The sequence below is a fragment of the Pseudomonadota bacterium genome, from assembly GCA_026388215.1.
Classification (GTDB): Bacteria; Desulfobacterota; Syntrophorhabdia; order Syntrophorhabdales; family Syntrophorhabdaceae; genus JAPLKF01.
Map to the genome: position 1 here is coordinate 1 of JAPLKF010000235.1, position 11,309 is coordinate 11,309.

Consider the following 11,309-nt stretch of genomic DNA (forward strand, 5'->3'; position numbering starts at 1 on the left):
AGTCATCTCGTCCATGGGTTTTGCAAAACTATGAATATCCACAACCTCCAATCTGGAGTTTATAAATATTATATCAAGAGGGATTAAAGTGTCTTTCATCCAAAAAAACCTTATATCATCATCATCGAAGATAAAGAGCATACCCGCATTTGAATCAAGATATTTTCTAAACATTAGCCCCCTTGAGTGCTCCTCAGGTGTAGTAGCAAGCTCAACTCGAAAGCGACACAAAATCTTCTTATCACCTCTATAAAAACTAACCATTCTGTCAAAAGCCAGTCCATCTCGACAATTGAAAACAATTAACGATAAAACCAGCGTAATGGCTACTATAGAAAAATGGTGAATATATCTTGTTTGAAGTTTAAAGTTCGGAGCTTGGAGTTTTTTTATATTCTGATTTCTGGCTTCTGACTTCTGACTTCTCATTCCAAACTCAACACTAATCACTATCCACTATTCACTATCAACTATTCACTGATTTATAACGATGGCGTAAAAACTCAATTATACCGGGTAAAATTGAGATGAAGATGATAGCAAGTATAACAAGGGTAAAATTATCTTTTACAACAGGCATGTTACTAAAATAAAAACCTGCAAACACAAAGACAGCAATCCATGCAATACCTCCCACAACATTGTAGCTGATAAACCGCCAGTATGTCATACTACCGATTCCTGCCACAAATGGTGCAAATGTTCTGATAATAGGAATAAATCTTGCGATAATGATAGTCTTTCCACCATATTTTTCATAAAACTGGTGGGTGCGGTTCAAATATTCCCTATTCAGGAAACGAACATTTTCCCTATGAAAAACCTTTGGACCAACAAAATATCCAATCCAGTAATTCACTGTATCTCCTGCCACGGCTGCAATAGAGAGAATAATAAATAACCATGATACATCCAGTGAACCCTTGGCAGCAAAAGTTCCTGCAGCAAAAAGCAGAGAATCTCCTGGTAAAAGAGGAGTTGCCACCAGACCTGTTTCACAAAATATTATGAAAAAAAGTATCAAATATGTCCAGAGACCATAATTTTGAATAACTGTACTGAGATGAATATCAATATGCATAAAAAAATCGACAAAGATCTTAATCAACTCCATATATTCTCCTCAAGGTCCAGCTATCAATAACAAAAGGTTTTACTCCGAACACCGAACTAAAACCATAATTCCGCATGTATACTACAACGATATGACGTGAGAGTCAATTAAGGGCGTATTGCATTTCATCTTACGTTCATATATCCGATTCAACGTGTCAAGACCTTTTATTGCTTTGTTCCGAAACCTTGTTCCGAAACCTTGACAAACCTTAAAAAGGTGTATATTTATATTATCAATCAACACAATGGAGGTTTTATGAATCAGATGAAAACCTTCTTCTTAATGGTTGTTTTAACTGTAATATTTGTAGCCTTAGGAAGTTTAATAGGCGGCAGAACCGGTGCTTACATAGCCTTTTTCATCGCCTTTATAATGAACTTCATAAGTTACTGGTTTTGTGACAAAATAGTCCTTAAAATGTATGGCGCAAGGCCAGTAACAGAAAGTGAAGCCCCACAACTATACAGTATAATCTCATCCCTTTCACAAAAGTCATCCATTCCTATGCCAAGGGTCTACATAATAGAGAACGAGAGTCCAAATGCCTTTGCAACTGGTAGAAACCCGTCAAATGGGGTTGTTGCTGTCACAACTGGAATATTGAGAATATTAAATAGAGACGAACTTGAAGGAGTTCTTGCCCACGAGATTTCACACATAACGCACAGGGATATACTTATACAAACTGTAGCTGCAACCCTCGCAGGGGCAATTACAATGATTGCAAACTGGGCACGCTTTGCAGCCTTTTTTGGTGGAGGAGGCAGCGATGATGATGAAGGCGGTGGGAATATCGTAAGCGTAATCATATTCTCAATGCTTGCAGTCTTTGCTGCTATGCTTATACAACTTGCCATTTCAAGGTCAAGGGAATATCTTGCTGATGATGGAGGGGCAAAGCTTTCTGGCAACCCTTTATTCCTTTCAAATGCATTAAAGAAATTACATGCAGGGGTTGCATATAATCCCATGAACGATGCAAACCCATCTACAGCGCCTATGTTTATAGTCAATCCATTCACTGCAAAAGGCGTATTATCACTTTTCAGCACTCATCCTCCAATAGAAGAAAGGATCAGAAGATTGGAGGATATGGCATATAGAAGATAATTTTGGAAATACCTTTAGAGCACTATCTATCAAGATAATAAAAAAGGTTGAAGAAGGTTTTTTTCTTGATGATACAATAGACGACTATTTTTCAAGGTATAACCTCTCAGATACACAAAAGGGCTTGGTATATGAAATCACTTCAGGTGTGGTGAGATGGAAAGGCTATCTTAACTGGGTGCTCTCCCAATACGTGGAAAAAGAAATAAAAAAGGATATAAGATACATTTTATGGATAAGCCTTTACCAGATAGCCTTTATGAAAAAGGCACATTACCATATAGTAAATGAAACAGTAGAGTATTCAAAAAAAGAAAAGGGTAAAAAGGTTGGAAATTTTGTGAATGCAGTGTTGAGAAAATTTGTAATGGAAAAAAATAATCTCCCCCGTCCTCCATTGCGCTCTGATTTAAAGAATGGGGTTCACAGTTCACTATTCACTATTCACAGCCTATCAATAACCTATTCATTTCCAGAGTGGCTTGTGGAAAGATGGTTTAAAAGATTCGGGCAGAAGGGAACAGAGAGACTTCTTTCTGTTCTGAACAAAACACCGGACTTTGCAATTAGAATAAACCTCAAAAGGATTACAAGGGACGAGGTGATACATCACTTCGAAAGTAAAGGCATAAAGACAAGAAATGGGATATTCTTAGAATCAGCTCTCCACATAGATAAATTGGGACCCGTATTAAAGGATGAGCTTTTCAAAAAAGGCCTTATCAGCATTCAGGACGAGGCATCCCAGCTTGTTGGTTGGTCAATACAACCACAAGATGGTAACTCAATACTGGATGCCTGTGCAGGGTTGGGAACAAAAACCCAGCAAATAAAAGAATATTCCCATAACTCGTTTATTGTAGCTATGGATAAGGAAATAAAAAGATTAAAATTAATAAAAAAAGGAACAAATCTGGTCAAGGGGGATGCCCTGAACCGTCCTTTTAGAAAAGAGGCTTTCAACATCATACTACTTGATGCCCCCTGCTCGTCACTTGGCATTATAAGAAAACATCCAGAGATCAAATGGCGAAGGAAAGAAAAGGATATTATCAACTTCGGTAATTATCAGTTGGACCTTTTAAAAACTTTATGGGATAGCCTTAAAACAGGCGGTTATTTGATATACAGTGTCTGCTCTTTCGAACCAGAGGAAACCCTGAATGTTATAGAAAGGTTCAAAAAGGAAAAAAAGTTTATACTTGAAAATCCCCTTCCGTTCCTGTTTAATAAAAAATACTTTTTATCCTTGCCCCATGAAACAGGTATGGATGGTTTTTTCATAGCAAGGCTCAAAAAATTATGAAGTGGATAAAGGTTTCCCTATATTTTGCTGTACCCATAATAATGTTTATCCTTTCTGCATATCTGACAATAGATATTCTGCTCAAAAAACAGGAAAACACAATATGTCCGGATGTGAGGGGAAAAAATGTTGAGGAAGCTAAACGCCTAATTGAAAGCAAGGGGCTCACACTAAGCGTTTTGAGATACGAAAGAAGAAACGATGTTCCATACAACCATATAACAGTGCAAAAACCCGAGGCAAACATACCTATAAGAAAAGGACGAACAGTAAATGTACTTGTATCAGAAGGACCAGAACTTGTTGGAGTTCCGATGCTTGCAGGGCAACCGCTCCAACACGCTGAAGAAATATTGAACGAAAGGCATATTGGGATAGAAAAAACTATATATGTACCGCATGCAAAAACAGGAATGGTAATCGCCCAGATACCTAAGGGCGGTGAAAGCATGCTTGAGGGAAAAAAGATGGTACTCTTTATAGGCAGTGAGCAAAAAACATACTACTTAATGCCCGATATAAACGACGCAAACGTCCTTCAGTTCATAGAAGAAATGGATACAAAAAAGATTAAATATAAAACAACCATTGAAAAAGGTGGGCACATTACCCCGGGGTCTAAAATTAGAACATCCATATCCCCAAAAACTATCTTTAATGGAGAGGATGAAATTTTAATAAATATTAATCTTGGAGGATGAAATGAGGAGAGTTCAGATAGCCCCTTCTATTCTGTCATGCAATTTTTTAAACCTTGAGAAAGAAATAAAAGATGTTGAAAAGGCTGGTGCAGACCTTATACATATTGATGTAATGGACGGTCACTTTGTCCCTAACATAACAATCGGGCCAATGATCGTAGAAGCAATAAAAAAGATTTCTTCCACCTATCTCGATGTCCATCTGATGATAGACAACCCGGAAACCTTTGTAGAAAATTTCATACAGGCAGGGGCAGATATTGTTACCATCCACGCAGAGGTTGATTCCCATATTTTTAGAACTATAGATATCATAAAATCAAATGGTAGAAAGGCAGGGGTATCTTTAAACCCATCTACCCCGCTTAGCTCTATAGAGTACATTATAAATGAACTTGATCTCATTTTAATAATGACAGTCAACCCGGGTTTCGGTGGGCAAAAATATATCCCATCTATGGAAGAAAAAATAAAGAAAGCAAGAAGGATGATAGATAAAACAGGGAAAAAGATAGACCTTGAGGTGGATGGCGGTATAAAAGCCCGCAATGCAAAAAAGGTAGCGGATGCAGGAGCAAATATACTCGTCATGGGCACAGAGATATTCCATAGTAAAAATTACAAAGAAAAGATACAGGAAATAAGAAAAAGGTTAAAAGGATAAATCTTGGAACTGAAAAAACAAAAGGCATATATAAGGGTTTTTGAGATTGCATGTAATGAACTGTTAAATTCCAACCTTCAAAAACAACTTAATAATGCAGGGTTAAAATTTGAAACACAGGGCAATAAATATAACATAAAGATACCTTATTTTGATGAGATTATCGCAATGATGGCACCCGGATTTTCTTTCAAAAGCTCGAGGGGAGCAAATATTACCCTTGTAACAAAGATTATCATATTACACTACATTAATGCTGCATCTGGAGTCCCTCTTGGAGCTGACAGGATACCTTACGAAGACATACCAGGCTGCAGGGCATATACACCCGTTTTTATTAGCAGGGTCGCAAAACCGCTACAGTCTGCTTTTGGACACAACAAACATGCCTTTCTTGAGGCAGGCATATCCATTGGAGGAAAAGAAGAAGATTTTGGAGATGCGTCATTTACCCTCCACACACTCCCAAAAGTTCCTATTACCTTTATCCTGTGGGAAGGGGACGAAGAATTCCCTTCCTCTGTAAAGACCCTTTTTGACCCTTCCATCCCCGGATACCTTCCCCTCGAAGATATAGTGGTGATATCAAAACTTGCTGCCACCAGAATAATAAAGAAGGCAAAACTCAAATATATGGATGAGGTAATAGAATAATATTCAAACGTGCGGCAGAATCAGTCCTGAATAACAGGTCAGCTTTGTTGACTTTCAGACATCGAAATAGTATCGTAAGAAAAAAGCCACTAATGGGGGAACAAAGATGGGAACCAATAACATTATCTTCTTAGAAGTTATTGAATGGTTTGACAACACAGGAAAAGAGATCGTCCACAGGATTCCTGAAGAAGGCTCTGGAGAAATAAAATTTGGGGCACAGCTCGTTGTCAGGGAAAGCCAGTCAGCTGTTTTCTTCTATAATGGAAAAGCTTATGATGCCTTTGGTCCAGGGAGACACACACTCACTACAGCAAATATTCCTATCATTACCAAGATATTAAGCCTGCCCTGGGGTTTAAAAAGCCCGCTCAGGGCTGAAGTCTATTTTACCAACATGAAGGTATTCCCTAATTTAACCTGGGGTACAAGAGATCCGGTTGCTTTCAAAGATTCAGAATTAGGATTGATTCGTCTCAGGGCTTTTGGGGTCTTCAATATAAGGGTTATACAACCAACCCTGTTTATTAATAGCCTTGTTGGGACACAGGGTGTGTATACTACAGGAGAGATTGAGGAATATCTGAGCAAGGTAATCGTTTCCCGATTTAATGACTATCTTGGAGAAAAGCTTGATTCTATTTTTAAACTTCCCGGGCAGTATGATGCAATATCAGAAGGGCTTAAGAAGGTTCTTGAAGAGGATTTCAGTCACTTTGGCCTTATGCTCTCAAACCTTTACATTAATTCAATTACACCACCATTGGAAGTTCAAAAGGCTATTGATGATAAAAGCCGGCTGAATGTATTCGACGACCTGAACAAGCTTTTAAAGATGAAGGCCGCCATGGCGATGGAGAGCGCTGCCCAATCGCAAGGCGAAGCAGGAGCAGGACTCGGTATGGGGCTTGGTTTTATGATGCCTGCAATGTTTGCCGATGCTATAAGAAGCGCCCAGGTTCAGAAAGCAGAGGATACAATCAAATGTCCGGACTGTCAGAATTCAATCCCTGTTGACGCTAAATTCTGTCCATCCTGCGGCCACCAGCTACTCGTATTTCAACAGTGTTCAAAGTGCGGTAAGAACATGCCACCCCATGCAAAATTCTGTTCAGTATGCGGACAGCCTGCTGAGCAAAAACCCCTTCCTAAGAAATGTCCCCACTGCGGAACAGAAAACCTGCCAGGGTCTATATTCTGTAATCAATGCGGTGAAAAGATATAACAGAACATTATGGAGATTGAACACCAGTGTCCACAGTGCGGCGCCCCTGTTATCCTTGAGGAGGCAGACAGGCTGTTTACCTGTTCTTTTTGCAGGGTAAAGCTATACCTTTCACCTAAAGATTATTTCAGATACTATTTTCTTCCCGCAGAACCATCGGGAAAAGAAATTATTTTTGCCCCCTACTGGCGCTTCAGGGGAATGCTCTTTTCATGTAAGACTAATGCAATAGAACAGAGGATATTAGATACAAGCTTCCTTGCATCAAACTATAAGTTTTTACCACCCTCTCTCGGGCTCAGGGCACAGGCATTAAAGTTAAGGGTTGCTACCTTTAAAGAGGGTACAAAATTTTTACGTCCCTCTCTCTCATCCAGAGATTTTCTTTCAAAGGTTAAAAAAAATGAACTTTTTGAGGATTCGAATGAAATAGAAAATGTTACCTTCCATAATGCATGTATAGGAGAAGTTGTGAGCCTGATTTATTCTCCAATCTTTATCCAGCACAATACGATTTTTGATGCAATCCTCAATAGACCCATTGCGACGCAGGTTGGGGAAAGAGGCGATGGAGGCCTTTCCTTTGAAGAGAAGCAGAATTGGGGAATAAGATTCCTTTCAACCCTGTGTCCCAATTGCGGATGGGACCTCATTGCAGAGAAAGAAAGCTGTGTCCTCATTTGTAGTAATTGCAATTCTCTATGGGAAGCCTCTGGCGAGACCTTGCGTAGGATAGAATTTGGAGTTATCTCAGAAAAAGATGGTAGGGATGATGTGGCGTATTTGCCTTTCTGGAGGATGAAAATTAGAGTAGGAGGTATCGGGCTGCAATCCTATGCCGACCTTGTGAGGTTTGCTAATTTGCCCAAGGTAATAAAGACCGAGTGGGAAGGATTAGATATCTACTTCTGGTCACCGGCTTTTAAGGTCTCACCGGCACTCTTTTTAAGACTTGCCCAGCAACTAACCATCTCCCAGCCTGACAAAATCCCTGATATGAATCTGCCCAAATCCTCCATGTACCCAATAACCCTTCCCGTAAGCGAGGCAAAAGAATCCCTGAAGATTACGCTTGCGAATATAGCTACCAAAAAGAAGGACATATTTCCTAAACTGAATGAAATTAAAATTGAATTAACCGAATCCCTTCTAATTTTCCTTCCCTTCTTCTCAACAAATAACGAGTTTATTCAGCCTCAACTTAGATGCAGTATCCAGAAAAATGCCTTAAAGATAGGGAAAAATATTTAGTTCAAATCAGCATTCGGTCCCGCCGAGGTAGGATTTGTGAGTCCTTAATCAATTAATATATCCTTAAGGTTTAACCTTTTTCTCGGTGCAGGAGACTCGTCCGGATAGCCTATAGGCAGCAAAGCAACAACATAAATGTTGTGATTCCAGCCAAAGATATCCCTGATCTTTTTTTCGTCAATCAACCGGATCCAGCAGGTCCCCAATCCGAAATCCAGGGCCCTAAGTATAATGTGTTCTATAGCTATTGCAACATTGAAGGCTATCCTGGGGGAGATTTGTTCTATGGTCATGGTTTTCATCTGTTCAGTCCTGTCAAGAATTATCTTAACTATCCTGTCTTCCACAATACCTATCTTTCCAAGGTCTTGAATACCGGAAACCGTGCCATTTAGATAGCCCTCTATATCTGCACAGCAAACCAATACCACAGGGGCTTCGACAATAGAGGATTGCCCATAGGCTGCCTGTGTCAATTTCACCTTTGTTTCCCTATCTTTAACGATCTTGAAACGCCATGGTTGGGCATTAGAGCCGGAGGGGGCAAGTCTGGCAGCATCCAATAGAGCAGTTATATGCTCATCTGGAACAGGATCAGGCTTAAACTTCCTTATACTGCGTCTTTGTTCGATTGCCTCTTTAATTGTAAGCATAATACTTTATACCATAATTTTAAAATCTTCTAAAGTAAAGTAGTAATGGCGTATAACATGTGCGGCACAGGCGTAATCCCGCGAGGCGAGATTTGTGAGTCCTCCGTTTGTACCGATGTAATCTGCCGTTGCCGGCAAAATCTTATATTTCAATACCTTCAGCAGACAATCGAAAAATGCCCTTGAAATAGCTTTGAGAAGCCGAGATTTTGTTACAAATGTTGCCATATAGGGCCCAAACTGGTAGTAAAATTTGATGAATAGTCTTCCGAACGTATTTCTCAAAAGTGCCTGATCGCGAAATTGTCGAAATCGAAGGACTTGTGGAGAATCGTAAGAACCATATACTGCCGTTGTGATAAAACAACCTGAACTTCTTTTTGCTGGCTGCCTTGTGGAATCAGTACTCAATGAGACGTTGTAAGTATAGTGATCTCGCTTAGTGGATCGGATGATTTCACTACGATCTTTCTTACTGAGTTTCTCAACACCCGTCATAACTGCAAAACCTGGGAAATTCTTCTCATCTCCGTATCGTGATATCCACCTTTCTTCATGGAAAATCCAAATATTGTATCCTTGTCCTCGGAAAGCCCAGTCTGTATCTATCATGGGATTGACTCGCTCGGGCAGAGCGGAAACCGCTTTCTCGACTTTGTTCGAATCAAATAGTGGGCAAAACTGTAGTTCGGAAAACTGTTTGTCAATTTCACTTCGGATTTTTGGGATATCAAACACCCATTCACCTTTGTCAGTATCAACGTAGCCGAAGCTGTCCCATTGATTGTCCTCCAGTTGCCTAAAGTAAATTCGCTTGCAGCCGAACGGATTCTTCCCTTCACCATAGGCTGTCTGGTTGCACCAAGCGTCAGAGGCGTGCTCTTGGTTTTTCTGACGAAAACAATACAAACCGTTCCTAAGTGCTGTCGACTTTATTACTTGGCCGTCCATTTCGATGGTTTGGGATTTCCAACCACTAGTCAACTCAAGAATTGTGTAGAGTACTTCTATTTCTGCAGTATTGAAAACAGCAGAATACACAGCATCTTTTCCTTCACCAACAACGGAAAAACCTTTCTGTTGAGAAATGAAAGCTATTGCTTCAGCACGTTTCTTTGAGGTTGAGCTGCCGAATGATACCTCAACTTCTTTTCCACCCTTCGGTTCGATATCTTTCTTAATATTGGCTATCTGTCGGTCTGTGTGGTTAATCAGTATGATTTCGACCTTTTGTGATAGTTCGTTTGTCAAGTAATCATGCCATTCGAGTTGTTTTTGCGACAATTTATCATTCTTACTCTTGACCTCTGCAAATAGGAATTCGCCTTGGCGATACACAATAAGATCTGGCAGGCCAGCCCGATTATATCCAAAATCACTCAGTAGTCTACGGCATATCCCAAGTATAACAGTATTGGGAATGGATCCAAGAGGGCCAGTCAAGCCATCAAGTGAGTATTTGTCCCAATTTTCTATTGGCCTGCAGTTCTGTCCATGGTGATTATGGTAAGATGCTGACAGTTTTTCGATCAAATTTGAGTTTTCCAGCTCTCTAAACCTATTATCAATAATTGAGCGTCTTCGCTGATAGAATTCAATTATGAAGAAGTCATGTGGCATGCCGTTCATTTGCATAAATGTGGAGAATAACTTTTCAAATTCCTCATTTCCGGGTTGTGGATAGTATTCTTCTCCGTCGAAGCTTGCCGCGACTGCACCTTCAATCCGTGCAAAGATGATGTCCTAGAACAGAAGAGCCATTACTTCCCACCAGAAATCATTCTCAGACCAAGTGGAACCATAACCTTGCGAGAAGTAATACTGCTGAGCAAGTTGCTCCGCAAAGACATTACCCTTAGAAGTTTTATAAAGAACTTTAGATGAGGGTGAATCTTGCACTTCTTCGGCTTCCAAAACCTTGTATTCTGTCAAGGCATTCCTCCATTCTGCGAATCTCGCACACCATGGACGGTGTGCCTCTTAGCGGGCCAAGCATCTTCAGAACCCAAACGGCAATTTCGGCTAACGTTCTTGGTGCAAAAGAAGCCCGAAGGGTTTGGATTTAAATCCTTCGCACCATGTTAGGCGCCCGTTGTAGGCTTTTTTATAGAACAACCTCCCATTTCCTTAGTGTAAAAAAGCCTTTTCAAGCTGGGCCATAAGCGCTGACTCTCCTGAATAGGAAATGTAGAGTTCACTCCTCGCCCGCGTCATGGCAATGTAAAGGAGGCGCCGACCCTTTGCTTCATCTCTTCTCTCCAGTTCATGCGCCCACAAGATAAGGACAGCTTCTGCATCGAGCCCCTTCGCACTGTGAATAGTCGAAAGCCTGACAACTCCCGCCCTCACTCTTGCTCCCAGCAGCTGAGCTGGGATACCCGCGTCCTGGAGCCACTCCTCAAGCCTCGCCATATCGGAGCGGGACAATCCTAACACCATAATGTCATCCGGTGAAACACCTTTTTTCAAACGGGTTCGAATCCATTTAATGGCGTGCCGTCGCTCTTCGTCAAAAGACTTGAACCTCTTGACCTCCGGCATTGGACCGTCTCGCAGTGCTTTTTCAGGCACAACATATTCCGCATCAGCTTCGCAGACGGCTGTCCCAGAAACATCGAGATCACTAAT

Annotated in this window: 13 protein-coding genes; 7 read left to right on the forward strand and 6 right to left on the reverse strand. The window is 40.6% G+C overall.

The features are described 5' to 3' along the window. On the reverse strand, positions 1-264 hold a 264-nt coding region (locus NTU69_11525), incomplete at its 3' end, for a DUF192 domain-containing protein (protein MCX5804138.1). A 202-nt stretch (positions 265-466) separates the two neighbouring features. Further along, entirely contained in the window at positions 467-1,114 is a 648-nt protein-coding gene (locus NTU69_11530; protein MCX5804139.1) for a DedA family protein, read from the reverse strand. Between the two features lie 258 nt (positions 1,115-1,372). Between NTU69_11530 and htpX the strand changes: the two genes are divergently transcribed. From htpX to NTU69_11565, 7 genes are all read left to right on the forward strand, one after another. Next, positions 1,373-2,227: a zinc metalloprotease HtpX gene (htpX, locus tag NTU69_11535; GenBank protein MCX5804140.1), complete on the forward strand. Its 855-nt coding sequence runs from the start codon at positions 1,373-1,375 to the stop codon at positions 2,225-2,227. Then, positions 2,217-3,533 (forward strand): 16S rRNA (cytosine(967)-C(5))-methyltransferase RsmB, encoded by a 1,317-nt coding sequence (gene rsmB / locus NTU69_11540; GenBank protein ID MCX5804141.1) that lies wholly within the window; start codon positions 2,217-2,219, stop codon positions 3,531-3,533. Before htpX ends, rsmB begins: the two co-directional genes overlap by 11 nt. Next, the gene (locus tag NTU69_11545; GenBank protein ID MCX5804142.1) at positions 3,530-4,234 is read left to right on the forward strand and encodes a PASTA domain-containing protein; all 705 of its coding nucleotides are present in this window, start codon (positions 3,530-3,532) and stop codon (positions 4,232-4,234) included. The genes rsmB and NTU69_11545 overlap by 4 nt, the downstream gene beginning before the upstream one ends. A 1-nt stretch (position 4,235) precedes the next feature. Next, entirely contained in the window at positions 4,236-4,898 is a 663-nt protein-coding gene (rpe, locus tag NTU69_11550; GenBank protein ID MCX5804143.1) for a ribulose-phosphate 3-epimerase, read from the forward strand. A 3-nt stretch (positions 4,899-4,901) separates the two neighbouring features. Then, a complete protein-coding gene (locus NTU69_11555; protein ID MCX5804144.1) occupies positions 4,902-5,552 on the forward strand; it encodes a DUF3786 domain-containing protein in 651 nt (216 codons plus the stop codon). Between the two features lie 106 nt (positions 5,553-5,658). Beyond that, positions 5,659-6,777: an SPFH domain-containing protein gene (locus tag NTU69_11560; protein MCX5804145.1), complete on the forward strand. Its 1,119-nt coding sequence runs from the start codon at positions 5,659-5,661 to the stop codon at positions 6,775-6,777. A 9-nt stretch (positions 6,778-6,786) separates the two neighbouring features. Beyond that, entirely contained in the window at positions 6,787-8,028 is a 1,242-nt protein-coding gene (locus NTU69_11565) for a hypothetical protein (GenBank protein ID MCX5804146.1), read from the forward strand. Between the two features lie 44 nt (positions 8,029-8,072). Here the strand turns inward: NTU69_11565 and NTU69_11570 are convergent, their stop codons facing one another. The 4 genes from NTU69_11570 to NTU69_11585 all read right to left on the reverse strand — a co-directional run. Continuing rightward, positions 8,073-8,681, reverse strand: a complete 609-nt coding sequence (locus tag NTU69_11570; GenBank protein ID MCX5804147.1) for a nitroreductase family protein — start codon at positions 8,679-8,681, stop codon at positions 8,073-8,075. Between the two features lie 6 nt (positions 8,682-8,687). Then, positions 8,688-10,301 (reverse strand): VRR-NUC domain-containing protein, encoded by a 1,614-nt coding sequence (locus NTU69_11575; protein ID MCX5804148.1) that lies wholly within the window; start codon positions 10,299-10,301, stop codon positions 8,688-8,690. A 123-nt stretch (positions 10,302-10,424) separates the two neighbouring features. Next, complete coding sequence (locus NTU69_11580; GenBank protein MCX5804149.1) at positions 10,425-10,613, reverse strand: hypothetical protein; 189 nt, start codon at positions 10,611-10,613, stop codon at positions 10,425-10,427. A 195-nt stretch (positions 10,614-10,808) separates the two neighbouring features. Then, positions 10,809-11,309: ATP-binding domain-containing protein (locus NTU69_11585; protein ID MCX5804150.1), on the reverse strand; the 501-nt coding region annotated here is incomplete at its 5' end.

Coding starts and splice junctions, on each gene's coding strand:
- NTU69_11530 (MCX5804139.1), bottom strand. CDS start 1,114: ATGGAGTTGATTAAGATCTTTGTCGATTTTTTTATGCATATTGATATT.
- htpX (MCX5804140.1), top strand. CDS start 1,373: ATGAATCAGATGAAAACCTTCTTCTTAATGGTTGTTTTAACTGTAATA.
- NTU69_11545 (MCX5804142.1), top strand. CDS start 3,530: ATGAAGTGGATAAAGGTTTCCCTATATTTTGCTGTACCCATAATAATG.
- rpe (MCX5804143.1), top strand. CDS start 4,236: ATGAGGAGAGTTCAGATAGCCCCTTCTATTCTGTCATGCAATTTTTTA.
- NTU69_11560 (MCX5804145.1), top strand. CDS start 5,659: ATGGGAACCAATAACATTATCTTCTTAGAAGTTATTGAATGGTTTGAC.
- NTU69_11565 (MCX5804146.1), top strand. CDS start 6,787: ATGGAGATTGAACACCAGTGTCCACAGTGCGGCGCCCCTGTTATCCTT.
- NTU69_11570 (MCX5804147.1), bottom strand. CDS start 8,681: ATGCTTACAATTAAAGAGGCAATCGAACAAAGACGCAGTATAAGGAAG.
- NTU69_11575 (MCX5804148.1), bottom strand. CDS start 10,301: ATGCCACATGACTTCTTCATAATTGAATTCTATCAGCGAAGACGCTCA.